21 protein-coding genes are annotated in these 25,112 nt (G+C 52.2%); 10 read left to right on the forward strand and 11 right to left on the reverse strand.

Features of this window, described 5'->3' with window-relative positions:
* The 3 genes from Q8W22_RS01380 to Q8W22_RS01390 all read left to right on the forward strand — a co-directional run.
* Positions 1–1,328 (forward strand): site-specific DNA-methyltransferase (locus tag Q8W22_RS01380; protein ID WP_305451400.1); only part of this gene is annotated, 1,328 nt, incomplete at its 5' end.
* Positions 1,329–1,339: 11 nt separating this feature from the next.
* Positions 1,340–4,318 (forward strand): DEAD/DEAH box helicase family protein, encoded by a 2,979-nt coding sequence (locus tag Q8W22_RS01385; protein ID WP_305451401.1) that lies wholly within the window; start codon positions 1,340–1,342, stop codon positions 4,316–4,318.
* A 3-nt stretch (positions 4,319–4,321) separates the two neighbouring features.
* The gene (locus Q8W22_RS01390) at positions 4,322–5,134 is read left to right on the forward strand and encodes a class II glutamine amidotransferase (RefSeq protein ID WP_303431369.1); all 813 of its coding nucleotides are present in this window, start codon (positions 4,322–4,324) and stop codon (positions 5,132–5,134) included.
* A gap of 34 nt (positions 5,135–5,168) precedes the next feature.
* Here the strand turns inward: Q8W22_RS01390 and tal are convergent, their stop codons facing one another.
* From tal to ectA, 9 genes are all read right to left on the reverse strand, one after another.
* Entirely contained in the window at positions 5,169–6,119 is a 951-nt protein-coding gene (gene tal / locus Q8W22_RS01395) for a transaldolase (protein ID WP_305451402.1), read from the reverse strand.
* A 237-nt stretch (positions 6,120–6,356) separates the two neighbouring features.
* Complete coding sequence (locus Q8W22_RS01400; RefSeq protein WP_303431367.1) at positions 6,357–7,664, reverse strand: sugar ABC transporter substrate-binding protein; 1,308 nt, start codon at positions 7,662–7,664, stop codon at positions 6,357–6,359.
* Between the two features lie 16 nt (positions 7,665–7,680).
* Positions 7,681–8,772 carry a hypothetical protein gene (locus Q8W22_RS01405; protein WP_305451403.1) on the reverse strand — a complete coding sequence of 364 codons (1,092 nt, stop codon included), beginning with the start codon at positions 8,770–8,772 and terminating at the stop codon, positions 7,681–7,683.
* Positions 8,773–8,872: 100 nt separating this feature from the next.
* On the reverse strand, positions 8,873–12,253 hold the full coding sequence (locus tag Q8W22_RS01410; RefSeq protein WP_305451404.1) for a hypothetical protein: 3,381 nt from the start codon (positions 12,251–12,253) through the stop codon (positions 8,873–8,875).
* Positions 12,254–12,434: 181 nt separating this feature from the next.
* Positions 12,435–13,379 (reverse strand): hypothetical protein, encoded by a 945-nt coding sequence (locus Q8W22_RS01415; protein WP_303431364.1) that lies wholly within the window; start codon positions 13,377–13,379, stop codon positions 12,435–12,437.
* Positions 13,355–14,815 (reverse strand): aspartate kinase, encoded by a 1,461-nt coding sequence (locus tag Q8W22_RS01420; protein WP_303431363.1) that lies wholly within the window; start codon positions 14,813–14,815, stop codon positions 13,355–13,357. The genes Q8W22_RS01415 and Q8W22_RS01420 overlap by 25 nt, the downstream gene beginning before the upstream one ends.
* 60 nt (positions 14,816–14,875) lie before the next feature.
* The gene (locus tag Q8W22_RS01425) at positions 14,876–15,277 is read right to left on the reverse strand and encodes an ectoine synthase (RefSeq protein WP_303431362.1); all 402 of its coding nucleotides are present in this window, start codon (positions 15,275–15,277) and stop codon (positions 14,876–14,878) included.
* Positions 15,278–15,358: 81 nt separating this feature from the next.
* Complete coding sequence (gene ectB / locus Q8W22_RS01430) at positions 15,359–16,630, reverse strand: diaminobutyrate--2-oxoglutarate transaminase (RefSeq protein ID WP_305451405.1); 1,272 nt, start codon at positions 16,628–16,630, stop codon at positions 15,359–15,361.
* 13 nt (positions 16,631–16,643) lie between these two features.
* Positions 16,644–17,189 carry a diaminobutyrate acetyltransferase gene (gene ectA, locus Q8W22_RS01435; protein ID WP_305413680.1) on the reverse strand — a complete coding sequence of 182 codons (546 nt, stop codon included), beginning with the start codon at positions 17,187–17,189 and terminating at the stop codon, positions 16,644–16,646.
* Between the two features lie 292 nt (positions 17,190–17,481).
* Between ectA and Q8W22_RS01440 the strand changes: the two genes are divergently transcribed.
* Both Q8W22_RS01440 and Q8W22_RS01445 read left to right on the forward strand, forming a co-directional pair.
* On the forward strand, positions 17,482–17,994 hold the full coding sequence (locus tag Q8W22_RS01440; RefSeq protein WP_303431359.1) for a MarR family winged helix-turn-helix transcriptional regulator: 513 nt from the start codon (positions 17,482–17,484) through the stop codon (positions 17,992–17,994).
* A 123-nt stretch (positions 17,995–18,117) separates the two neighbouring features.
* Positions 18,118–19,296 (forward strand): acetyl-CoA C-acetyltransferase, encoded by a 1,179-nt coding sequence (locus Q8W22_RS01445; protein WP_305451406.1) that lies wholly within the window; start codon positions 18,118–18,120, stop codon positions 19,294–19,296.
* A 152-nt stretch (positions 19,297–19,448) separates the two neighbouring features.
* Here Q8W22_RS01445 and phaZ read toward each other — a convergent pair whose 3' ends face one another.
* A complete protein-coding gene (gene phaZ / locus Q8W22_RS01450; protein ID WP_305451407.1) occupies positions 19,449–20,954 on the reverse strand; it encodes a polyhydroxyalkanoate depolymerase in 1,506 nt (501 codons plus the stop codon).
* Between the two features lie 367 nt (positions 20,955–21,321).
* Between phaZ and Q8W22_RS01455 the strand changes: the two genes are divergently transcribed.
* On the forward strand, positions 21,322–21,537 hold the full coding sequence (locus Q8W22_RS01455) for a DUF2798 domain-containing protein (protein ID WP_303431356.1): 216 nt from the start codon (positions 21,322–21,324) through the stop codon (positions 21,535–21,537).
* Positions 21,538–21,718: 181 nt separating this feature from the next.
* A complete protein-coding gene (locus Q8W22_RS01460; protein WP_303431355.1) occupies positions 21,719–22,438 on the forward strand; it encodes a YdiY family protein in 720 nt (239 codons plus the stop codon).
* Positions 22,439–22,525: 87 nt separating this feature from the next.
* Here Q8W22_RS01460 and Q8W22_RS01465 read toward each other — a convergent pair whose 3' ends face one another.
* Positions 22,526–23,224: a hypothetical protein gene (locus tag Q8W22_RS01465; RefSeq protein WP_305451408.1), complete on the reverse strand. Its 699-nt coding sequence runs from the start codon at positions 23,222–23,224 to the stop codon at positions 22,526–22,528.
* Between the two features lie 199 nt (positions 23,225–23,423).
* On the opposite strand from Q8W22_RS01465, the gene smrA reads away from it, so the two are divergent.
* From smrA to Q8W22_RS01480, 3 genes are all read left to right on the forward strand, one after another.
* A complete protein-coding gene (gene smrA, locus Q8W22_RS01470) occupies positions 23,424–24,008 on the forward strand; it encodes a DNA endonuclease SmrA (protein ID WP_303431353.1) in 585 nt (194 codons plus the stop codon).
* A 125-nt stretch (positions 24,009–24,133) separates the two neighbouring features.
* Positions 24,134–24,700: a DJ-1/PfpI family protein gene (locus tag Q8W22_RS01475; protein WP_303431352.1), complete on the forward strand. Its 567-nt coding sequence runs from the start codon at positions 24,134–24,136 to the stop codon at positions 24,698–24,700.
* Between the two features lie 88 nt (positions 24,701–24,788).
* Positions 24,789–25,103: a ribbon-helix-helix domain-containing protein gene (locus tag Q8W22_RS01480; protein ID WP_305451409.1), complete on the forward strand. Its 315-nt coding sequence runs from the start codon at positions 24,789–24,791 to the stop codon at positions 25,101–25,103.
* The last annotated feature ends 9 nt before the right edge of the window (positions 25,104–25,112 follow it).

Below are 25,112 nucleotides of genomic sequence, written 5' to 3' on the forward strand. Positions count from 1 at the left end.
GCTGGTCATCAGACACCTCGTTTATGGTGGCGATATTACCACCTACGTTGGTGTCCGGAATCATTGAACCACTACAATTTGGCGAAGAGAATTTTATAGCCACGCTGATTTGGCAGAAGGTTTATGCTCCGAAAAACTCTGCCAAATACTTTAGTGAAGATCATGACTTTGTACTGGTCTATTGTAAAAACGGTGAGATTTGGAGACCAGAACTATTACCACGTAGTGAAGAAGCTAATGATAGATATAAAAATCCTGATAACGACCCAAGGGGCGATTGGAAATCCAGTGACCTGACTGCTAGAAATTACTACAGCGAAGGACTGTACGAAGTTACAGGACCAACAGGCAGGGTTTTCTCACCTGGGAAGGGAAGATATTGGCGTCAGTCGTATGAAAACTTCAAGAGAATGGATAATGACAATCAAATTTGGTGGGGGCCAAATCAAGATGCCTATCCGTCACAGAAAAGATTTCTTAGCGACGTTAAACAAGGAATGACACCCCAAACCTTACTCCTCTATAAAGACGTGGGTCATACCCAGGAAGCCAAAAAAGAGCTGCTGGAGTTTGTGGATTTCGACAATACCGAAAACGTATTGAATTCCGTCAAACCCACGCGCCTGCTGCGTCATTTATTAAAAATAGGAACCCGGCCGGATAACCAGGATATTGTTCTCGACTTCTTTTCTGGCAGTGCCTCATCTGGTCATGCCGTTATGGCCCAGAATCAGGAAGATTCCGGCGATCGGCAATTTATTCTGGTGCAATTACCCGAACCACTCAAAACAGAAGAAGCCAACGCCAAATTTATTTCTGACCTTGGCAAATCGCGCCTGCGTAACGTCAGCAAAAAGCTGAAGCTGAATACCCAGCCCCTACCGGATCTGGGATTTAAAGTCTTTAAACTCGACCGCAGCAACTTTAAGCAATGGCAAGCGCCATCATCCGACGTTCACAATGCCGACCTGCTGGAACAAATGGAGCTGGCGATAGACCCGGTTCAGGCAGAGGCCACCCCGGAACAGATGCTCTATGAGCTGCTGCTGAAACTCGGTGTGCCGCTAACCGCCGAACTCTCGATTATCGAACTGGCCGGACAACCGCTTTACAGCATCGAAGACAGCAGCCTGCTGATTTACCTGCACACTCCCATTACACAGCCCCTGCTGGATGCGGTTCTGGCGCTGGCACCAGGGCAGTTTATTTGCCTCGATAAAGCCTTCGAAGGTAACGACCCGCTCAAAGCCAATGCGGTTAAAACCTTCGCACATTTTAACGCTGGGCAAGACAGTGACGTGTCTCGCATCGACTTTAAAACGGTGTAACGGAGACCGCCATGAAACTGCAATTCAACCCATCGTTACCCCACCAGCAAGACGCCATTAACTCAACTTTGGCCTTGTTTGATGGCATGAACAATACCGCTGCAAAATACACGGAATACGGTATTGCCAATGGTATCGACCTCAATCCTGACACATTGCTGAAAAATCTGCGGCACATTCAGGAACAGAACGTCATCGAACAATCGGCACGCCTGAGGGAAAACACCGACGAATATCCTTTTCCCAATTTTTCCATTGAAATGGAAACCGGCACCGGCAAAACCTATGTGTATTTACGCACCCTGTTCGAGCTGCATAAACGCCACGGCCTGTGCAAATTCATTGTAGTAGTGCCCTCAGTTGCCATTCGTGAAGGGGTATTATCGTCGCTGACCATGATGCGGGAACACTTCCGTGCACTGTATGATCAAGTGCCCTACGACCACTATGTCTACCACTCCAAAGACCTATCGAAAGTCCGGCAGTTTGCCAGTGCCAATACGCTGCAAATTATGGTAATCAACATTCAGGCGTTTCAGCGCGATGCCGGCAATGTCACTGATGAGAGCAAACTCACCCCGGAAGAATACAAAAAGCTGTCGGTTATTCACCGCGAGCAAGACCGCATGGGTGGCCTGAAACCCATCCAGTTTATTCAACAGGTACGGCCAGTAGTGATCATCGATGAACCACAGTCGGTGGATAACACGCCCAAAGCCAAACGAGCGATGAATCACCTCAAGCCGCTACTGGCACTGCGTTACTCCGCCACTCACAAAACCCCCTACAATTTGGTGTATCAGCTAGGGCCGGTCAAAGCCTTCGATCTGAACCTGGTAAAAAAGATCGCCGTCGCCTCGGTCACCGCCGACAGCAATATCAACCAGACTTATCTCAAATTGGTGAATATTGGCTACGCCGGCAAAGCCAAAACGCCCACTGCCAAAGTGGTGATATTTGAAGACACGGCCAATGGCACCCGAGAGAAAAGTGTTTCTCTGAAACAAGGTACCGACCTGGCCGACCATTCCAACCGTGCCGGGTATCAGGGTTATATCGTTGATGAAATTTACGCCGAACCCGGTACTGAATATGTACGTTTTACCAACAACGTCCTGCTGGAACCGCAGCAAGAACAAGGTGGCTTGCAGGATCACATACTGAAACAGCAAGTCATCGAAACGGTAGAAGAGCATTTTCGTAAAGAACGGGCGTTAGCTAAGATGGGAATTCAAGCTAAGGTACTGTCGTTGTTCTTTATCGACAAGGTCGCCAACTACCGTTATTACGACAGCAATGGTGAACGCCAGAATGGCAAGCTGGCGTTGTGGTTTGAAGAGGCGTACGAGCAGGTATCACAACGACCACAGTTTCAGGATTTACCCAAACGCCCGGTTGAGCTGGTTCATAACGGCTATTTCGCCGAAGTGAAAAAGAAAGGCAAGGTTGTTGATTTCAAGGAAACCAGCGGTAAAACCGAAGCTGATGGTGAAGTATATGAACTCATCATGCGTGATAAAGAACGTCTGTTAGACGACAGCCAGCCACTGCGTTTTATCTTTAGCCATTCTGCTCTGAAAGAAGGCTGGGATAATCCCAACGTTTTCCAGATTTGTACCCTGCGTGACATTGGCAGCGACAGAGAACGGCGCCAGACATTAGGCCGAGGTTTGCGACTGGCAGTCGACGCCAACGGTCAACGCATTCACGACCCCACTGTTAACCGCCTGACCGTGATTGCCAGCGAGTCGTTTGAGCAATATGCCAAAGAACTGCAAACCGAAATGGAAAACGATATTGGTGGTGGTTTCAAATTCGGCCGGGTACCCAACATCGCCTTTGCCACCCTGATACAAGATCCTCACGATAAGCAATCACACAGGTTGGGCCAGGAAAAATCCCGGCAACTATGGAAAGCCCTCAAAACTGAAGGTTATATCGATCCCAATGGTGATATTACTCAACATTTCCAGCCCGAGGATCTGCATTTTCAATTAACACTACCGGACGAATACCAGCCGCTGGAAAATGAGATTATTGATCGTATGCGCAGCTTTATGTTTGCTGGTCGCATCAAAAATACTCGCACCCGTGAATCGGTGGGGTATAACAAGCGGGTGGAACTAAACCCGGACTTTCAGGCGCTGTGGCAAAAAATCAGCCAGAAAACCCGTTATTCCATCCAGTTTGATACCCAACAACTGATCAACCTGGCGTCGCGACGGTTGCAATCCATGCCTTACGTGAAAGCGGTCGCCATGACAGTGAGTCAAACTCAAGCCAACGTCACTGCTGCCGGTATCAGTGCCGACAAGATGATACAGGCCAGCAAGGCGTATTACCTGAAAGCCCACCAGCAGCTGCCCGATTTATTGAGCGAGCTGCAACAACGCACAGAGCTGACCCGCGCTACGTTGTTTGAAATGATCAAACGCAACAGCGATCGTCTGCAAGAATTTAAAGATAACCCACAAGGTTTTATAACCGAGGCCGCCAAAGCCATTCACAAAGCGCTGGATGAATTACTGGTGGATGGCATTCGCTACGAAAAACTCGATGGCGAACACTACCGCATGGAGTGGTTTAACCAACCAGAACTGGAGGTCTATCTGGATCGTGCTTACCACATTCAGAATATGGAACAGCATGGTGACATTAAAACGCCTTACCAGTATGTGGAGTACGACTCCGACGTCGAACACAAAACCGCTTACGCTCTCGACAGAGACGAACGAGTAAAGTTTTTTTGTAAACTACCACGTTGGTTCAAAATTCCGACCCCTGTCGGAGACTACAATCCGGACTGGGCATTGGTGCTGGAAGACGACAAGAAGGTGTACCTGATTAGGGAAACCAAATCAACGCACGATGCCGATCAACGCCGCCGCGATGAAAACCTCAAAATCCGCTGTGGCGAAGCCCATTTCAAAATACTGGACGGGGTCGACTATCAAGTGGCGATCAACGTAGCTGAAGTATTGGAGCATTAACGAATGTGCGAACTCTTGGGCATGAGCGCCAACACCCCCACCGATTTGTGTTTCAGCTTTACCGGCCTGACCCGCCGTGGCGGTGAAACCGGCCCTCATAAAGATGGCTGGGGCGTAGCCTTTTACGAAGGCAAGGGAGTCAGAAACTTCCATGACCCGGAACCATCCGCCAGCTCGGCCATTGCTGAATTCGTATCGCAGCTGCCGATCAAAAGCAAAACGGCAATTTGTCATATTCGCCAGGCTAACGTCGGCAATATCAATCTATCCAATACCCACCCGTTTACCCGTGAGCTATGGGGTCGCTATTGGGTATTTGCCCACAACGGCCAGATTCCGCACTTTGTGCGCCGGGTCGGAACATATGAAGCCGTCGGCGATACCGACAGCGAAGAAATATTTTGCGACCTGATGAATCAGGTACGGCAAAACCTGCCTCGCGATGCCATGCCGGAGCAACTCGCCCGTACACTCGTTAGTCTGGCCGAAGAATACGCCCAACAAGGTGTATTTAACGGCCTGTTGAGCAACGGTGATTGGCTGTTCAGTTTTTGCACCACCAAAATGGCCAGTATTACCCGTCGGGCGCCATTTGGCCCGGCACAACTGGCCGATGCCGACGTCACCGTCGATTTCGCCGCGGAAACCACCCCCAATGATGTCGTCAGTGTGATCGCCACCGAACCACTGACCAGCGATGAAGCCTGGGATCTGTATCAACCGGGGGAATGGAAGCTGTGGCAGCAGGGCGAAGTGATCGCCTGCGGCCAGGTGGATGTGCCGGTGCACAAGACTATCCCTAATCCTGATCAGTAGTACCTACCGGCAGCAGCCCTTGATAAGTCGAAGATCAGCCCAATTTCTCGGCTAACAATCCTTCGAGGGTCCGCTGGTCCTTCTCAAAGCCACGGATGCCTTCGGCCAGTTTCTCGGTGGCCATGGCATCCTGATTCAGAGCCCAGCGGTATTCCGCTTCGGTCATGGCGGCCGGGGGTTCGCTGATATCGCCGTCATAGCAAAGAGCACGATCCAGTTCACCCTCTGTTTCAGACAGTTCTGTCAGCAGGGCCGGGCTGATGGTAAGACGGTCACAACCGGCAAGAGCCAGGATTTCACCACTGTTACGGAAGCTGGCCCCCATCACCACGGTGTTGTATCCGTGTTGTTTGTAATACTGGTAGATACTGGCCACCGACAACACGCCGGGTTCATCGGCTGGAGCGTATTCCGTGCCGGGGTTGGCCTTTTTAAACCAGTCCAGAATGCGCCCGACAAAAGGCGAGATCAAAAAGACACCGGCTTCAGCACAAGCACGGGCCTGAGCAAAACTGAAGATCAATGTCAGGTTGCACTGGATGCCTTCTTGCTCAAGGAGCTCTGCAGCCTTGATACCTTCCCAGGTGGCGGCCAGTTTGATCAGGATACGATCCCGACCGACCCCCTGCTCTTCATACAAGGCCACCAGCCGGCGAGCCTTGTCGATACTGGCATCACGCTGATACGACAGCCGGGCATTCACCTCGGTGGAGATACGCCCGGGAATGTGTTGCAGAATGGCAGCTCCCATGGCAACGGCCAGCCGATCACACGCGTCGTCGATTTTGTCTTCCAGACAGTCACCCGTGGCGGCTTGCAGGGAGGCATCGACAGTGGTGTCGTACTGCCCGGATTGCACTGCTTTTAACACCAGCGAGGGGTTGGTGGTGGCATCTTCCGGTTTCAGAGTCTGAATGGCTGTCAGGTCACCGGTATCGGCAACCAGCGTGCTGTGTTGTTTCAGTTGCTCTAACAGACTGGGCATAACAGGTTCCTTTTATCGTGTTCATGCTGCATTAACAGGGAGAGCTGGAGTAAACGTCACCCTCGCCGTATAGCCAGAGAGGATGGCCTTCAAACAAGACAGGACGATAACAACAGTGATTGTTTTCCTATCGCCTGTTCAGGTCGACGTTATAACAACTTGATGCCAATAGCACCCGGATGGCTGTCTTTTTCCGCCCATTGTTTCCGCGCAATGGCATCCGGCATAGATCATGGCTCAGTAATAATGCTTTTTGTTCATTTCCTGTTCTGCAAAACGCTGCCCTGCCTTGAGTGCATCGTCAACGCTGCGTTTACCGGCCAGTGCCGCACTGATTTGTTGACCAACCACAATACCGATTCGCTGGAACTCCGGGATAGCGGCAAACTGAATGCCGCTGTAGGGCGATTCATGCAGGGTGCTGTCTTGCGGGTCGGCACTGCGAATAGCCTGTAATTCGGCGGCCGAGAATGTCGCGGCTTGCTGAAAGCCGTCATGCTCGTAGGTAGAAAAACGGGTACCGGTCGGCACTCTGGCCCAGCCTGCCGTTTGTCCGACCAGCTGAATGTATTCACGCGAGGTGGCCCAGGCAATAAAGCGCAGTGCCTCATCCGGCTGGCGGGACGATGCCGGAATTGCCAGAGCCCAGGCCCATAACCAGTTGGCACCCTTGGTCGTCACCTGGATCGGTGCCTGGGCATAGGCAACCTTGTCTGCCACTTGTGAGATTGCTGGATCGGAGATAAACGAGGCGGCAATGGTAGCATCCACCCACATGCCGCATTTACCCGCATTAAACAGCGTCAATATTTCATTAAAGCTGTTGGCCGAGGTATTGGGTGGGCCATAGCGGGCGACCAGGTCGACATAAAACTGGATTGCATCATGCCAGGGTTGGGTGTCGATCTGGGGTTTCCAGTCCATATCAAACCATTGTCCTCCCCAGGTATTCACCATCGTTGTCAGCAGGGCCATGTTGTCACCCCAGCCAGGCTTGCCACGCAGACAGATGCCATAAACACCGTTCTTTTCGTCATGAATAGCGGCGGCGATGCGGGCAACTTGCGCCCAGCTGGGCTGATCCGGAATTGTGAAGCCGGCCTTTTCGACCAGGTCGGTACGATACATCAGCATCGAGCTTTCGCCGTAAATAGGCGCCGCCACCAGCTGTCCCTGATACGACAAACCGCTGCGAATCGCAGGCAGCAAGTCGTCAACGTCATACTGTGGGCCAAACTCCAAGGGTCTTAACCAGCCTCGTTCTCCCCAGATTGGTGCTTCATACGAGCCAATGGTCATCACATCGAATTGGCCATAGCGGGTAGCAATATCGGTGGTAATACGCTGGCGCAGTACACTTTCTTCGAGGGTGACCCATCTGAGTTTGATATCCGGGTTAGCGCGTTCGAACTCGGGAGTCAGCTTTTGCATTTCGATCATATGGCCGTTGTTCACGGTCGCAATAACCAGCTCCGTCACCGCTTTGGCAGACACCGGTAGCGCCATCATGATCGTGAGTACCGCTGTCACTAGCTTGAAGGGCATGTTGGGCTCCTATTGCCTAGAATGTATGTGTAATCCCGAACTGCAGCGCCAATAAACGGCTGCGAGAGATATTAACGCGTTCGCTCAACAGCTCCAGCTGAACCTTCGGGTGATGCAGCCCCGCCCGAAAGGCATGACCTTGTGAATCCACTGCCAGCATCCAGGCCAGGTCAGCCGCTTGCCAACGGAGACCCAGCTCATGGCCCTGGCGGATCTGGTTCAGGTAACTGCGCAGAGTCACCGCCAGAGTATCGCTGAGGCCATAACGCTGACGAATCGTATGCAATCGTGGCGGTCGCAACACACGGTCTTCATAGAACTCATAACCATACACAAAATAACCGCTGTCAGTAGTCAGGCTGCCATCATCGTATTGCCAGTTTTTATTGGCAATCGTTCCTGGCATGTCCGGCCAATCGATTCGTGCCAGCAGATTGTAACCTTGATAGTCGATTTGATACTGCTGCCAGTGCCAGTGGAAAGCCAGATCCAGACTGTACAGGTCGCCATAGGAACGTTCTGCCAGAGTTCTCTCAAGAGGGATTTTATCTTCGGTATAACCATAATCCACATCCAGATCACCGCCCCAGTGATCCGCATCCAGATAATTCAGGGTGCCGCTCACCTCTCCCCAGATCAGCCGATACAAGCGTAACCAGGTCACCGATGGGGTAATGGACCAACGCCGGTTATCTGCCGCAGCAAATACCCAGGACAGGTTCAGGCCTTCGCCCTGATAGTGGCGGGCATGTACATCGGCTTCCACTTCGTACACCTGATCCAGTGCCACGTCGTTGGCCTGATAATAAAACCCGCGCGCCAGAGCATTGGAGAACTCGTATTCGGCATGATGGCGGCTGATATAAGCCACAGAGAACGCGCCGTAGCCCACTGAGGCACTGGTCTGCATCCATAAGAAGCCGTCATCGTCATCTTTCAAGGTGCCATTCCAGTCGTTGGTAATTTCTGCAACGGCCATGGCTCCCGACCAGGCATGGATATCTTGCGTATAGCGGATATGCCAGTCTTCCGATTGCACGAAGCCGGCCATCAGTACCGTCGATGCCAATAGCCAAGACCATGGGGAGCGATAATTCCTTGTCAGCATAATGCCTTATCTCTGGGAGATTGATGACTTTCCGGCAAAAACAAACAGGCAAAAAAACAGGGAGCCGCAGCTCCCTGTTTTATCACCGGCAACGAGTCATTTATTGCGCGGTTGCCAGCTCTACCATAAAGGCCGGTGTGACGACCAGGTTGTATTTACTGCCATCGTCAAAGATAAACACAGGCAAGCCACTGCGAATTTCCAGGGTACCTACCTCATAACCACCTGAGGTGATATTGCCCGCAAACTCCAGATCTTCGTCACAGGCTGCAATGCCCATATCCGTGACGTCACCGCTGGCACAGGTCGCTGCGATCACCATGGTGACATCACCGTTGCTGATCGTCAGATTGGTCACAGAAGTCGTGCTCAGGTATGCCGTATCCAGGTTGATGGTAATCGAACGGTCGCCGTACTGCAGACGTAACAGGCCAACACCATCTTCCAGACCGGTACGCTCACCCACCAGTCGAATGCTGGCATCGTCCATTCCCAGGGCGGTTGCATCGGCTTCCAAAGCGACGGAATACTCCAGATAAGTGGAAGTGGTTTCGGCATCCAGAATCTGTTCTTCAACATTGATGTCGTTGAGATAGACACCGTTGATGTCCAGATCCAGGGCTACCTCATCACCAGCGACCAGATCGGACAAATAAACGTAACGAAAGCCGCCGATCGCTGCCGTTGAACCATTCGCATCGGCAATATTCAAACCGACAGATGCCAATTCGTAATAATCAAGACTGCTGGACACTGCCGTCCACCACGACTGTGCATCCTTGATATCCACACTGCCATCCAGAGAAACATCCTGGATACTTGCACCGTACATGTAAATCGCACATTCGTAGCCCGATTCCTCATCACCAGAGCAGTCACTTAACGAGAATGTTCTCGCCGTTGGCATACTGATATCACCGTTGGTCAGATAGGCTGTCCAGCCATAGTCCGTCATGTTATCCAGCAGGTTGGCAAAGCTATCATCGTAGTCGCTTGCCATCACCACGCCCACGCTGCCATCATCGTTATAGGTTACCGTTGCTCCCGTGAAGGTAATCGTGTCGACGGTCGTACCATAACCAGGATCAAGCGGACCAGCATCGAGGTTCGCCAATGCGGCCACTTCCTGCAGATTATTGGCACCAAGATAGGCGGACAACGACAAACTGGTGGTACCAGAAGCGTTGATTACTTCCAGTTCCCCCGATAACGATGCTTCGCTATACACATATATCGGGAAGCCATAACTGTCTTCGATAATCGAGCCATCAGCCGTCAGTAACGCTTCATCACGAACGCCAATCGTGCCGGCAAAGGCGGTAGAATAGCCACTGGCCTTGGCCAGTTTGGTGGCACCATCGAGGTTCAGACTCATACCGGCCTCGTCGCCATCGACCAGTGTTGGTACTATGCCGATACTGCCGTCAAAAGAAAGTACGTTGCCATCGGTATCGGTTGCCTGCAAGACACCGTCAAAATTAACGGAGCCGGTATCGGCCACAAACCAACGTTCAAGATCATTGATGTCTTCCGCAGAACCACCAACCACGGCGGTCAGCGTGCCTTCTATCTTGTCATCGTTACCGGCATCATTTTTCACCAGCACGTCCATCGTCAGTGAACCGTCCAGATCACCGGTGTAATTACCCTCACTATCAGACGCACGACTGGCTTCGATATCGATGATCAGGTCTGTGCTGGCTTGGGCAAAGTGTGTGCTATCAGCCAATTCACTGACGCCATCCAAATGACTGTTGAGCTGAATACTCAGTGTTTTCAGTCCATCAATGGCTTCAGAGTCAACATATGCAGTCAGACCATTAAACGAATCAAAGGTCATTTCTATATTGCCTGTTGCAGAGAAGACTTCGCCATCCTCCAGCCCGGTCATATGGAAACCTGTGATCCCGGCCGTCAGACTGCTGAGGCCAACACTGACGGTCATCACCGAATCGGCATCAACACTCGCCCCAACACCTTCACCAGAGAAGCTCAAGCTATCAACATAGGTTTCACCAAATGAAGTTGTGGTGGTGTAGGTCACACTGATGTCTTTGCCATCGTCTGGCTCACCGTCGTCGTCATCATCCAGAAACTCAAGAATCGACAAGCTGACGCCGCTGGCCAACAGCTCGCTGGCGGTAATGGTGAAACTGTCATCACCATGATCGGTACTGTCCAGGCTTGCATGGTTTTGGGCAATATAGGCGCCCAATGCAATGTGCTGCAGCAGGATATCCGTGGCTTCGAACACCAAACCGGGTTCATCGTCAGTATCAACAACCAACTCTGCCAGACCCCGGAAAATATCCGAGTTGTCTTCCATCGCGCCAATCAATGCTTCGGTTTCTTCGGCTTCGGCATCCAGAGCGGTCAGCAGTGTGCCGGTATCGACGCTCTGGATGGCGTCACTCCAGTCGTTCAGATCTTCCAGCAAGCTCACTGCATCATCAACCGCTGCCGCCTTACGCTCTTCTTCGCTGAGATCTTCAGAACCGTCATCTATCGTGGTTGTATCCGCGGTGGCTTCTTCATCTTCAGGGGCAATGCTGGCTTGCTGTTCTTCCAGATGGTATTCGCTGGCAATCAGCGCACCGTCTTCCAGATTACTGCCCGCTTCCTCTGCCGCATCGGCGGCTCCGGCAAAGATGTCCTCCAGGTCGACGGTGTTGTCGTCGCTGGCATTAATCACAATACCGCCATCGCTGTAATCGGTAGCCAGATCATTCACGACATTGGCGATATCGGTATCTTTGTTGGTTGCGATGGTGGCAATGGCGGCAACCATGGTGCCATAACGCTGGCTGTCAATATCGGCGCTGGACGAGCTGGCGGCGGTGATATCGGCAGGAGAAACATTGGTAATATCGACGTTATCCAGACCCAGCAAGGTGGCCGTGGCTTTGTTGACAGCTTCAACTTCGGCAGCGCTGGCGCCGCTGGGGTACGCTGCGGCGGCACGAATCGCGGCCAAATGCGTGATTGGCGTTACCATCAGGTTCTTGGCAGTGTCTGCACCATAGGATGGCAAGATGGCCGACAGAACAAAGTCGCTGTTGTTGTAAAAATAGAATTGGCCAAAGGCATAATTCTGGCCACCCCAGGTGCAGCCACCCGCAGCATCACATTTGACCTGGGTCTGGGCATTGGTGGTCATGGTGACCTTGACGGGCACATCGGATGGAATATCCATCTCATCCAGGCTGTAACGGCCCGTGCTATCGGTGCTGGTGGTACCGTAGCTGGTGGTGCCATCCAGGCTGGTGACGCTAATGTCAGCATCTGTCAGAATCCCTTTGACCGCCAGACCGGTCAGGCTGACCGCTGTAAGAGAACCAGAGCCAGTACCTGATCCGGTACCTGAACCAGAGCCAGTACCGCTGTTGCTACCATCACTATCACCACTATCACTACCGCCGCCACATGCAGTCAGAGTCAGTGCAACAGCCAATGCCAATGGCGTCAAAGAAAATCGAGTCATATTCACTGTCCGTGTTGGTTAGATTGCCAGACATCTGAACCGTCGTAACAGAAAATCTGCCAAGCCAGATGCAATTGCGGCAATAATGGCGGAAAAACAACCAAAGGAAAACAGCTCGGCCGCCAAATTCATCATCATTTCATGACAATAAAATACACTTATGGGCAATGAAAAAAGGTGATTATTCCCCCGCTACCGCACCCGACACCAACAGTAAAAACTGTTCATGATCTGCCATGGCTGCAAAACTGCTGTCGTCCTTGGCTTGTAAACGTAAAGTCTCTGATTGTTGAATCGCCTGTTCCAGGTCGCGTAATGCTTCTTCAATAAAACCGGATTCAGCATGGGCACAGGCACGCTGATACATGGCGTGGCTGTTTTCCGGGTCAATATCCAACGCCTTGTTGACCAGGCTGCTGGCCCATTGCGCCTGCCCCAGCAGCAGTGCGGCATCGGCCTTGTAGGTCAGCGCTTCAACATCATCCGGGCGCAACAGCAAAATCTGGTCGTAGACATTAATCTTGCCTTGCGGACTGCTTTCCTGCGATGCCTTCAGCCACAGTGAGTGGATTTCGTTGGTCAGCTCAATTTCTTCCTGAGCGGCCGCAATATGGCGTGACTTACTGTGTAAGTCCCGTTCGAGCTTTTCCAGCCGCGACTCATAAGAGTCGGTAATGCGTTTGATTTCATCGTTGGCGTAGGCACCCACCCGCTCTTTGACGTCGCGCAGGGAGTTCCAGCCCACCAACACCAGCAGTGTTGACGATCCGGCAATCAGATAAAAGAAATAGGTAACCGTGTCGGTAGCGTAGGTCAGTGCCCGATCCGCCACCTGAAATTCACGCTCGACGACCTTTTCAGTGAACTCAACCCGTGCATCGGCGAGCATCTGACGCAGGTTTTTCACTTCATCAAGGATGTAGCGCTCGGTGAACGCGGTATACAAGGGGGCTTGTAACTGATTAATGGTGGTTTCGGCTTTTTCGTCGGCCGTGATGGAGGTGCGATCATCCGACGGTTCGGATGCCGCAAAGCAAAACGCAGCAACCAGCCATAAGCCAGTTGCTGCGCCAAGCCGAAGCAGCAGATGCGTGAATTGTGTTATGCCGTTTGCTGCTGTTTCCATATATCTGCCTGCTCTACCAATCGGGAATGAAGTGCCTTGACGGCGGTTGCGTAATCCGCATCGCTGACCAGGAACATCATATCCACCTGGCGCATTGCCTGGTGAACCGAATGGATATTGACACCGGCATCCGACAAAGCCCCAGCGGCGCTCTGCAACAGCCCGGGTATCTTCATATCACTGCCAATAGCACTGACCATCGCCAATTTTTCAACCCGAACATCTGCATCGGTATATACCTGACGCAGACGATCCATCAGCCAGTTAATACGGCGTTTGTTACCTTTCAGGTAAAAGGTCTCGGTGTTGGCATTAAAGTCTTTGGTCAGTACCCGTACGCCGGATTCAAAGACCAGATCGGCCATTTTCTGTCCGTGGGTAGCGTCACCAACCATATCCTGGTCAAACACTTCCAACGCCCAGACGTTGCGCGTTCCGGCAATGATTTCAACTTTTGGGGTACTACTGCAGTAGTCTCGACGAATCTCGGTGCCCTGATGTTCCGGCTCGAAAGTATTGCGCACAATAAGGCGAATATTCTTTTTACGCAAACCGGCAGCTGCCCGTGGGTGAATCGCTTCCATACCCAGGTTGGCCAGCTGGTCAGCAACATCGTAATTGGTCATGCCGATCGGTTTGACATTCTCGGCACCCACCAGCAAGGGGTCGGCAGTGCTGAAGTGATATTCCTTGTGAATAACCGCTTCACAGGCATCGGTCATGGTCGCGATCTTACTGAACGTCATCTCGCTATAACCACGATCATAGGTGCGCATCAAGCCTTCCCGACACTGGGTATAGCCGGTCACGATGGGCATTTCCGTTTCCAGGTCAATGCCCTGAAACGCCTTGAGAATATGGTCGGCAAAACTCATCTGGGTATCAGAGCGCCAGTTGGTCAGGTCAACAAAACGGGCATTGACATCATGCTGGCGCAACAACAACACAGAGTTATACGCACTGTGGGCTTCTCCCATGGCGCTGAGCATTTCGCGCACACGATGCAAATGATCGTCGAGCTGGAAGTGACCAAAGCTGCACACCGCTTCCAGATGCTCCAGACAATCCCGGACATCATCCATACGATTGGTAATAAACTGGTCAGCCCGTTTGCGCACCATATCGTTGTTCAGACCGGCGGAACCGAACATGCCCATATTGATCGCCAGCATGGCATTCAATACGTCCTGTAAACGCGACTGCCAGGAGCGGGCATCATCCATTTCGGCAAACAGGGCATAAACACCGGCTTCACCGGTTTTTTTATGTTCCAACAAACCATTGGTAATGCCGCTGTAAGCGGATACTACAAAAATCCGGCGATACAGACTGACGTCAGCATTACTGACTGAACGCGGACGCATCCAGATATTCTTCAGCACATGCTGATATTGACTCATCGACGTACCGCCGATTTTTTCGACACTATGTGTCATGTAAACACTCTCTCCTGCGAGGTTCAGACTGAACGAGATGCCCGGTTGCGGTTGCCCGACTTATACCGACAGCGGCTCATCGTTCAGCTTGTAAGCACCATCATCATCATGAATTTCTTTGCCGTTCAACGGCGGATTAAAGACGCACGCCATCTCCATATCGGCGGTCGTGGCACGCAACAAATGTTTGTCGTGCTGATCGAGGATATAAAGCGTACCCGCGGTAATGGGGTATATCTTACCATCGGCACAGGTTTCGATCTCGCCTTCACCGCTCATGCAATAGACCGATTCCAAGTGGTTTTTATACCAGATCGGGGTTTCTGTGCCTTTGAATATCGTCGTGATATGGAAGGAAAAGCCCATATTATCGTCGGCCAATAACATACGCACGCTTTTCCAGGTGCCGCCGTCAATCGAGCGTTCAGAGTTTTCACAGTCTTGCAGAGTACGAACAATCATGGATAGTCCCTTGTAAGTTTTTCAAACCAGAATAAACGAGCAACGGGCGACCAGTGTACAGGCCACCCGTCAGTGGGGAGGTCAGGACGCGTCAGCAACCCGGCTGCGTTCAGCCAGCACATCGTTGATACAGGATTCCAGAATATCCAGCCCCTTGTTGAGGTTGGCTTCTTCAATCGTCAGCGGCGTCAGGATTTTTACCACCTGTCCATCGGAACCACTGGTTTCGATAATCAACCCACGTGTGAACGCCTGTGCGGTAATGTCACCGGCCACGTCACCGGACGCAAACTCCAGCCCTTGCATAATGCCGCGACCCTTGTGTTTGCAGTCTCCGGCGTGCTGCGCCTGAATGCTCTTCAGACGGTTTTTCAGTACAAAAGCCTTGTGCTTGACCTCTGCCGAGAAGCTGTCATCAGCCCAGTAGGTCTCCAGCGCCCGGCGGGCGGTAACAAAGGCGTGGTTGTTACCCCGGAAGGTACCGTTGTGCTCACCTGGCTTCCAGGTGTCGTACTTGTCTTTCAGCAACACCACGGCCATCGGCAAACCATAACCGCCCAGTGATTTGGACAAGGTGATGATGTCCGGCTGGATATCAAACTCTTCAAAACTGAAAAACGTACCGCTGCGGCCACAACCGGCCTGGATATCATCCACAATCAGCAACATGTCATAACGACGGCACAGCGCCTGCAGACCACGCATCCATTCGGCGCTGGCGACATTCAGGCCACCTTCACCCTGGATGCACTCAACGATGACTGCAGCGGGATGACCCAGACCTGAAGAACCGTCTTTTAATGCTTTTTCGAAGTACTTCAGCGTATCAAAATCACCGAGGTAACCATCAAACGGCATAAACTGCACACCGGTTGTCGGCATGCCGATGGATTTTTTGTAATAGCCGTTGGCAGTGACCGCCGCTGCGCCCTGGGTAACACCGTGGAAACCATTGGTAAACGACACAATGGTTTGTCGGCCGGTATTCATTCGCGCCACTTTCAGGGCCGCTTCAACCGCATTGGTACCGGTTGGGCCAGTAAACTGGACTTTGTAGTTCATGCCGCGGGGCTTGAGAATATGGCTCTGGAAGGTTTCCAGAAAATCCCGCTTCGCCTCAGTATGCATATCGAGGCCATGTGTCACACCATCAGCCTCAATATATTCAATCAGTGCCTGTTTGAATGCCGGGTTGTTATGGCCGTAATTCAAGGTTCCTGCGCCGCCAAGAAAGTCGACATATTCCTTGCCCTGGTCATCAACCAGAGTGGCATTCAATGCCTTTTGAAACACAACCGGAAAAGCACGGCAGTAACCACGAACGTTCGACTCTATCTCTTTGAAAATACCCATAATCCAGTGCTCCTTATTGATTAACCAGTGGTTCAGCAACTGCCGGGTCAGACACAACAAAAGGTCCGATCGAGACGCGGGTCTCGGTAGCGTGCTCACCGCCAAAATGCTGTTGTTGATCGAACATCACATCTGTTTCCAACGCTGCACCCAGGTCCCGCGCCAGACGGCGGAAGGTATTCCAGGAAGCAGTGTTGTCAGCGGTGATGCTGGTGTGGACATAACGAATGTGAGGCCCTTGCTGTTCGATCAGTCGTGACAGCATTTGGCTGGCCAGTCCCTGACCACGGGCATGAGGGGCAACCGCCACCTGCCAGACAAACAGCACATCCGGCTGTTCCGGCACCCGATAGCCCGAAATAAATCCGGCCAGCTGGTTGGGGGATTCCGCCAGAATCGAGGTATCCCGAAAGTGCGTGCATTGCAGCAAATTGCAATACATTGAATTGACATCTAAGGGCTTACATTCATTGATCAGCTTGAAAACTGAATTCCCATCAGTGGAATTTGGTTTCCGGAAGAGAATATTACTTTGATCTGTATTGGTAATTTCGGACATTTCCGACAATGCATCAGTCACACATTTTATAGAGCCGCCTACTGAAGCCACATACAGCCTCATTACGCCTCAACCATTTATTTAGTACACGAAGCATTTTAGTCGCTCACCTAAATACTTACAACCCTAAACAAAATTAAGATCAAAATTTAACCAAAAACCAGAACCTGTACCGTTTTTGCCCCAAAACGCCGGATTCAGTCCCATCCAGACAATCACCATTTTCTTCGTATTCTAATGATCACTGACAAGGTAGAATCTGCTCTCTATCTACCCGACAGTTGTGCCTCTCATGAAACGTTATGATGAAGTCCTGGTCGCCCTGCGACGTATAATCCGTGCCACCGATTTACACTCCAAACAACTCAGTAAAACGTCTGGCCTGACCGCTCCCCAGCTACTGATACTGCAAACCTTGCGTCACAACGACGATATGACCGTTGGCGAAGTGGCGCGCAAGGTCAGCTTGTCGCAGGCCACCGTCACCACCATTATTGATCGGCTGGAGAAACGGGGTTACGTTGTACGGGAGCGCGGTAGCCAGGATAAACGCAAGGTGTATGTTCATCTGACGGAAGACGCACAAAAAGCCTTGCTGCATGCACCTCGTCCGTTACAGGAAAGTTTTATTCGCCAGTTCCAGGATCTGCAGGAATGGGAACAGACCATGATTCTCAGTTCACTGGAACGCGTGGCCTATATGATGGATGCGCAACATATTGACGCATCCCCGGTGCTGGATGTTGGTGCTCTTGATCGTATCGGCAATAATGCCTCGACGGACCTTGCGCCCGGGAACTCCTGATTTACTGCCGCATCTCAGGACAACGCTGTATTAATTGTCTTGACCTGATGCCAGTCACACACTTGTCACGCTGGCTGTGATACTCAGTACATAGCCTTATCAACCCAGGAAGGAGAGAAATCCATGACAGACGTAGTAATCGTTGCAGCAACCCGTACCGCCATCGGCAATTTTGGCGGCTCACTGGCCAGTATGTCGGCCATCGATCTCGGCACCCAAATCATCAAATCACTCATGAGCAAAACGGGTGTTGCGAATGACCAGGTTGACGAAGTCATCATGGGGCATGTACTGACCGCAGGATGCGGGCAAAACCCGGCACGTCAAAGTATGATCAAGGCAGGTCTGGCCGAAACCACTTCCGCCATGACCATCAACAAGGTGTGTGGCTCTGGCCTCAAGGCACTGCACCTGGCAGCACAATCCATTGCCTGTGGTGATGCTGACCTGATTATCGCCGGTGGACAAGAATCCATGTCCAACGCACCTCACGCATTACCCAACTCCCGTAATGGCCAGCGCATGGGCAACTGGAATATGGTCGACACCATGATTTCCGACGGCCTGTGGGATGCCTTTAACGACTATCACATGGGTATTACCGCCGAAAATATCGCCGATGAATACGGCATTACCCGTGAAGAGCAGGATGCCTTCGCCGCGGCTTCCCAGGCCAAGGCGATTGCAGCCATTGCCGCTGGCAAGTTCAAAGATGAAATTACTGCCATCGAAATTCCACAACGGAAAGGCGATCCGATCATCGTCGATACCGACGAAGGCCCGCGTGCCGGTGTAACCGTCGAGAAACTCGCCGGTATGCGTTCTGCCTTCAAGCGTGACGGTTCTGTCACCGCCGGTAATGCTTCGTCCCTCAATGACGGCGCTGCAGCCGTTATGTTGGCCAGCAAAGAAAAAGCCGAAGCCCTGGGGCTGCCGATCCTGGCCACCATCAAGGGTTATTCCAGCGCCGGGGTAAGCCCGAAAATCATGGGAACCGGTCCGATTCCGGCCACCAGGAAGTGCCTGGAAAAAGCCGGTTGGGATATATCAGATCTGGATCTGGTTGAAGCCAACGAAGCCTTCGCTGTGCAATCGCTCTCTGTTAATAAGGGGCTGGGCTGGGATGTCGAGAAGATTAACGTCAACGGTGGTGCCATTGCACTGGGCCACCCGATTGGTGCTTCCGGCTGTCGTATCCTGGTCACCCTGTTGCATGAAATGATCCGTCAGGATGCCAAAAAAGGTCTGGCGACCTTGTGTATCGGTGGCGGTATGGGTGTTGCTTTGGCGATCGAACGCTAAACACCCGGTCTGTGCGAATGGCAAAGTGATACCGCCAAATCATTTGCACGGATAAAAATCACCCCAAAAAAAAGCCAGAGGCTACATCGTAGTCACTGGCTTTTTTTATGGCCCGGCCTGGCTACGTATATCTATTTATTATCTATCGCCGTTTATTCTGACGATTCAGGCTTTGGCTTGCTTGTTACCGGTTTGCTTGCCGCTGGCTGGCTGGTCGCGGTCTTGTTTTCTACTGCTGGCTTGCCTGTTACCGGTTTGCTTGCCGCTGGCTTGTTTTCTGCCGATTTGCCTGAAGCCGGCTTTCTCAACGTACGAGGTTTACGATCCGATACCCGTGCCAATGCACTGGCAGGTTCCGGAGCGCTTGGAGCCGCGGGTTTGACAACGTCCGTCACCCCAGCCTTTGACTCGGCAGCGGCAACGTCCTGGCTCTCTCTTATGGGCTGCTCGGCAATAAACGCCTTGATTTTGGGTGCAATCAATTCCCGAAACCGACGACCGTTAAAGATGCCATAGTGGCCTACACCTTCAGCTTCCATATGCTGCTTGCGATCCGCCGGGATACCGGAGCACAGCTCCAGCGCGCACGAGGTCTGGCCACGACCGGTAATATCGTCCAGCTCGCCCTCGACAGTCATCATCGCCATATCGGTAATTGCCGTCAGGTCAATGCGACGCCCCCGATAATCCATTTCGCCCTTGGGTAATGCCTGATCCAGAAATACCCGTCGAATCGTATCCAGATAGTAGTGCGCAGGCATATCCATCACGGCCAGGTATTCGTTATAGAACACCCGATGTCCTTCTGCGCTTTCACCATCGCCCTTGACCAGATCAGTGAAGAACTTGAAGTGCTTGCTGACGTGCGAGTCCATGTTCATGGACATAAACCCTGACAGCTGGATAAACCCTGGGTACACCAGTTGCCCGCGCCCCTTGAAGTCACGGGGCACCCGGCAAATAACGTTATCTTCAAACCATTCCAGATCCTTGCCGGAGGCGTAGTCATTCACTCCGGTCGGGTTGATACGCACATCAATCGGCCCTCCCATCAGCGTCATACTGCTTGGCAGATTAGGGTCACCATCCATCGACATCAGACTGGCCGCGACCAGCGCAGGCACGCAAGGCTGACACACCGCAATCGCATGAATATTCGGCCCCAAGACCCGACAGAAGTCGATCAGGTACTCAACGTAGTCGTCGAAGTGAAAGGCACCATCGGCCATCGGTACATCCCGCGCATTTTTCCATTCGGTGATGTACACCTCGTGATCAGGCAAGAACTCCCGCACGGTATTGCGCAGCAAGGTCGCATAGTGCCCGGACAGAGGAGCTAGCAACAATACGGTGGGCTGGCCTTCCGGTGCCTCTTCGCGACGAAAATGCAGCAGGTTGCAGTAAGGTCGATCCACAATTACATCGTAGTGAACCGCCACTTCACGACCATCAATTTCGGTCGTGTCCAACCCCCATACTGGGGTTTCATAACAGTCGGTCAAACGCTCAACCGTTTCGAGCCCCGCTCGCATGCTACGGAAAGTCCAGCTGCTATTCAGGGGATTCAACGGCTGGTACAGGCTCTGTCGAGTCATCCGGGACCAAACGTGAACGGGGCGCATGGCGTCCATTATTTTCGCATTCAGTTTATAGAGCATAATCTGTTTCCTTCGCTTTGCCTGACACGCAGGCCTGGTAAGTAATTAAAATCCTAACAGAAATAGAGCGATTCATCGGAGGAAGGGTTAGGTCGAAATCATCTATAAATCAGACAGCCAATAACCACTGCCAAGATTCCCGAGAATTAACCTGTATCACCCGGCTTTTTTATCGAATAAAGCAACACACGCAACAGTCCATACAATCGTGACGCACGCATTGGCAGACCAAGACCGTTTATAATGGCCCAGTGCATCAACCAATACGCAAGCCATATCAGAGTTTGCCTCAGCACCATACACCCATCGCCTGCGCCAGATTCCAGACTGCGGCACCGGTCTCTCTGGCCCCAACCTCGGAAAAATCATGCATTTCAAGCTTAGACTGATACACAGCACCTTAATGTCCGGCGTCCTGAGTTTTCTGATGAGTGGCTGGATCGTCTTTATCAATCTTGGTTACTCCAGTCATTTTTTATCATTCTGGATGAAAGCCTGGGGATTGGCGTGGCCAGCCGCGATGGTTATTTCATTTATTGCCGGACCCGCCATACTGAAACTGGCACAAAAACTGGCGAAATAAGCCTGAACGTCTACGATATAGAGCCATTATCTTCACCCTTACGGTCGTCAGAGCTGGCTGTTCTGCTGCGTCAATAAACCTGACGTTGCGTGACCATACACACGCAATTTATAAGGTTGAATTGTCAAACAGGCATCGTTACTCTGCCGCACTAAATGCAACACCTCTTACGGAGACACTCATGTCCAAACAGGCCCTTGCTCTGACCCTACTGGCTATCGCCGCTCACACCCAGGCAGCCGACACCGAAAAAATGCCACCTTTTTGGGGAGGATCTGCGGAGCTGGGTAGCATCATAACCTCGGGTAATACCGAGACCAGTAGCCTGAACGGCAAGTTCGGACTGTCGCGCAAAGGCATCAACTGGGACTCTCACTACCGCCTTGAAGCCTTGACCAGCAAAGAAGATGACACCGTTTCGAAAGAAACCTATTACGGTGCCATACAATTGGACCGCAATTTCAGTGAGCATTCCTATCTGGCGCTGCATGCAGATCAGGAACGTGCCCGCTTTTCCGGCTTCACCTATCAAAGCACCATTTCGGTTGGCTACGGCTACCGGGCAATCGACTCAGACACCACCAACCTGGATCTCGAGGCTGGCCCTGGTTATAACCGCGACAAGCTGGAAAACAGCGATGAAATTGAAGAACAGGGCATGCTGCGTCTGGCGATGAAATACGGCTGGAAAATCAGCAAGACCACCCACTTTACTCAAATTGCCAGCGCTGAAATGGGCGATGACAACAGTACCTACAAAAGTGAAACCGGCCTCAAAAGTCAGATCAATGGCTCTTTGGCTACCAAGTTGACCTATAAAATCAAATACGTTGAAGAAGTACCGGATGCCAACAAGAACATGGACAAGGAATTTGGCGTCACACTCGTCTACAGCTTCTGATCATCGAACCTGCACGCAGGGCCGCATTCAGAGCCGCCCGGCGGTTGGTCTTTAATGGCGGTTATGGTTTCGCCTGTCGCCGGGTTTCTATTCGTGCATGAAAGGTAAGTCGTCAGGACGAGGGGGCGCATCAAAAGGCGGCCGAGGTCTGTTATCTCGCCTCTCCCGGTCGTCCCTGAAATCTTCTGGTTTTGGCCAGCGTTTATTATTGTTCTGACGCCGCTGTTGCGCGACCTCCAGCTGCTCTGGTGTCAAATACTCACTTAACAGCTTTTCGACTCCAATGCGGGTCAGCTCCATCTGGCGGTGATCAATCGGCCAGTGGAAATCTGCTGCAATCGAGGCCTGGGCTTTTTTCAGACGATGATGCTGATCGGAAGTCAAATCCAGTTCTTGGGTGATTCGCTCCAACATGCCAGCCGCCGCTTTAGTGTGAAAACGTTGCACAATGGTATCGGCCTTCAGACGTTGCGATTCATTCAGTACCTGCCGTAATTGCTGTCTTATGCCTGCCTCCAGCTCCCGCTCCCTGGCTCGTTGCTCCAACCACCGCTGCTCATCAAACCCTTGCCCCCACCGGGGGATGGCGTCATCACGCAACTGCTGAAAATGCTGCAGGAAGCTGGCTTCTATACCTTTAATGTCAGCTTGCTGCTGGCTGCTCAAATCGAGTAGCTGTGCCCAATCCATCACCCGATGGGAGCCCTCGAAGGCATTGGCAACAACGCCAATGCCGAGCATCGCCAATGCACTTGACAGCAATAATAATCGTCGAAATATTGTCATGACTCGCCTTCAGCGATCCTGTTCATTAAACACCCAACGATATACCACATTAAGATCACTGACCGTCCCCAGTCTGTGATTCTGAGCAAAGATTTGTCACTACATGGCCCAATGCCCTCGGTTCAAGGGTCGTCAATTTTACCGCATCTCAGTAATACTGGTTATTATAGACAGGAACACTGGCAAGGGCGCCCCCCTCATGACTGATCACGACGATACGTTTTCCCAGCACATGCAAGACGTCAAACCCCTGCAAACCCGGGACAGAGTCGCCATCAAAAAAGGTGATATTACCCGCGCCTCGCAACAAGCCCGCCGTATTGCCGCGGTGGATAGCAGCCCGAAACGCGACCCGAATCACTTGCAAACGACCGGCGTCCAGCGTGTCGGCCCCCACGACGTCGTGGGGTTCAAGCGCCCCGGTATCCAGGATGGTGTTTTTCGCAAATTGCGCCTGGGCAAGTACGAAAGCGAAGCCCGCCTTGATCTGCATCGACGTACCGTCGAAGAAGCCCGCCGCCAACTGTTTCATTTTTTGCAGGACTGCATGGCACATGACATTCGCAGTGTGGTGATATTGCCCGGCAAAGGAGACCGCAGCGAAGGTGATCCGGCCATTCTGAAAAGCTATCTGGTGTATTGGCTGGAACAGATCGATGACGTTCAGGCTTATCACACTGCCCAGCCTCAACATGGCGGCACCGGAGTCTTGTATGTTTTGTTGCGAAAAAGCGAGAAAAAGAAACAGGAAGCGCGTGAGCGCTACAGCAAGGGCCGACTGTAACGGCCAATGCCAGGTGCCTCTGCCATGTAGTAACCCGCTGTTACCCACCGCCACTCACCAGCCCTTAGAGTAAAAGCCCATTGTCGTTACAGCGACGATTCAGATAACAATAAAGGAACTGACTCATGGCTAAAGTACTGTTTATTGCTGGTGATTTTGTTGAAGACTACGAGTTGATGGTGCCTTTCCAGGCGTTGCAGATGGTTGGTCACGAGGTGCATGTAGTCTGCCCGGACAAAGCCGCAGGGGATATCGTCAAAACCGCGATCCACGACTTTGAAGGCGACCAGACCTACACCGAAAAGCCGGGCCACAACTTCGCCCTGAATGCCGATTTTGCCGGTCTGGACCCTGCCGATTATGATGCCTTGCTGCTTCCCGGTGGTCGCGCGCCAGAGTACTTGCGTCTGAACAGCGACGTTATCGCACTGGTCAAATACTTTGCAGACAACAACAAACCCATTGCCGCCGTCTGCCATGGTGCCCAGATCCTGACCGCCGCCGATGTCATTCGTGAGCGTACCATTTCCGCATACCCGGCCTGCGCTCCGGAAGTTGCCATGGCCGGTGGTATTTATGCCGACCTCGCGGTAACGGATGCCATCACGGATGGTAATCTGGTCACCGCACCCGCGTGGCCTGCCCACCCGGCCTGGTTGGCTCAATTTAACCAACTGCTGATGGCATTGTAAGTTTCCCTTCCTGCCAAACCCGCTAGAATCATCCAGACATGCCCTGCCATACCGCAGGGCATACTGGCCAGGGCCAGGAGAGGGTGTTATGTGTGAGATTTATTCTGCTGCCGAACCGGAGCTGTTTGAACTGAAAACCCGCTCCATCCGACTCGATGGTGTGGTCACCAGTATTCGGCTGGAAGCGGTTTTCTGGCATCTGCTGGAAAACATTGCCAGCGATGCCGACTTGTCTTTGGGGACCTTCTTGAGCCGTATTCACCGAGAAGTGATTGAACGGCGCGGCGAAGTCGGTAACTTTGCCTCTTTGCTGCGGGTGGCCTGTACCACCCATCTGAATCAGGGCCAGCGCCTGACGGTGCCAGCTGCCCGAACCCGGTTAAGCCCGGACATTTCGCACTGACGGCAGCAG

This window comes from Oceanobacter sp. 1_MG-2023, assembly GCF_030689025.1.
In the GTDB taxonomy this organism is placed as follows: Bacteria; Pseudomonadota; Gammaproteobacteria; order Pseudomonadales; family Oceanobacteraceae; genus Oceanobacter.

Bases quoted from the DNA above. Each gene is read 5' to 3' on its own strand.
- tal (WP_305451402.1), bottom strand. From the start codon at position 6,119: ATGCCCAGTCTGTTAGAGCAACTGAAACAACACAGCACGCTGGTTGCC.
- ectA (WP_305413680.1), bottom strand. From the start codon at position 17,189: ATGTCCGAAATTACCAATACAGATCAAAGTAATATTCTCTTCCGGAAA.
- ectB (WP_305451405.1), bottom strand. From the start codon at position 16,630: ATGGGTATTTTCAAAGAGATAGAGTCGAACGTTCGTGGTTACTGCCGT.
- Q8W22_RS01415 (WP_303431364.1), bottom strand. From the start codon at position 13,379: ATGGAAACAGCAGCAAACGGCATAACACAATTCACGCATCTGCTGCTT.
- smrA (WP_303431353.1), top strand. From the start codon at position 23,424: ATGACTGATCACGACGATACGTTTTCCCAGCACATGCAAGACGTCAAA.
- Q8W22_RS01405 (WP_305451403.1), bottom strand. From the start codon at position 8,772: ATGCTGACAAGGAATTATCGCTCCCCATGGTCTTGGCTATTGGCATCG.
- Q8W22_RS01460 (WP_303431355.1), top strand. From the start codon at position 21,719: ATGTCCAAACAGGCCCTTGCTCTGACCCTACTGGCTATCGCCGCTCAC.
- Q8W22_RS01390 (WP_303431369.1), top strand. From the start codon at position 4,322: ATGTGCGAACTCTTGGGCATGAGCGCCAACACCCCCACCGATTTGTGT.
- Q8W22_RS01475 (WP_303431352.1), top strand. From the start codon at position 24,134: ATGGCTAAAGTACTGTTTATTGCTGGTGATTTTGTTGAAGACTACGAG.
- Q8W22_RS01455 (WP_303431356.1), top strand. From the start codon at position 21,322: ATGCATTTCAAGCTTAGACTGATACACAGCACCTTAATGTCCGGCGTC.
- Q8W22_RS01400 (WP_303431367.1), bottom strand. From the start codon at position 7,664: ATGCCCTTCAAGCTAGTGACAGCGGTACTCACGATCATGATGGCGCTA.
- Q8W22_RS01410 (WP_305451404.1), bottom strand. From the start codon at position 12,253: ATGACTCGATTTTCTTTGACGCCATTGGCATTGGCTGTTGCACTGACT.
- Q8W22_RS01465 (WP_305451408.1), bottom strand. From the start codon at position 23,224: ATGACAATATTTCGACGATTATTATTGCTGTCAAGTGCATTGGCGATG.
- phaZ (WP_305451407.1), bottom strand. From the start codon at position 20,954: ATGCTCTATAAACTGAATGCGAAAATAATGGACGCCATGCGCCCCGTT.
- Q8W22_RS01440 (WP_303431359.1), top strand. From the start codon at position 17,482: ATGAAACGTTATGATGAAGTCCTGGTCGCCCTGCGACGTATAATCCGT.
- Q8W22_RS01385 (WP_305451401.1), top strand. From the start codon at position 1,340: ATGAAACTGCAATTCAACCCATCGTTACCCCACCAGCAAGACGCCATT.
- Q8W22_RS01425 (WP_303431362.1), bottom strand. From the start codon at position 15,277: ATGATTGTTCGTACTCTGCAAGACTGTGAAAACTCTGAACGCTCGATT.
- Q8W22_RS01445 (WP_305451406.1), top strand. From the start codon at position 18,118: ATGACAGACGTAGTAATCGTTGCAGCAACCCGTACCGCCATCGGCAAT.
- Q8W22_RS01480 (WP_305451409.1), top strand. From the start codon at position 24,789: ATGTGTGAGATTTATTCTGCTGCCGAACCGGAGCTGTTTGAACTGAAA.
- Q8W22_RS01420 (WP_303431363.1), bottom strand. From the start codon at position 14,815: ATGACACATAGTGTCGAAAAAATCGGCGGTACGTCGATGAGTCAATAT.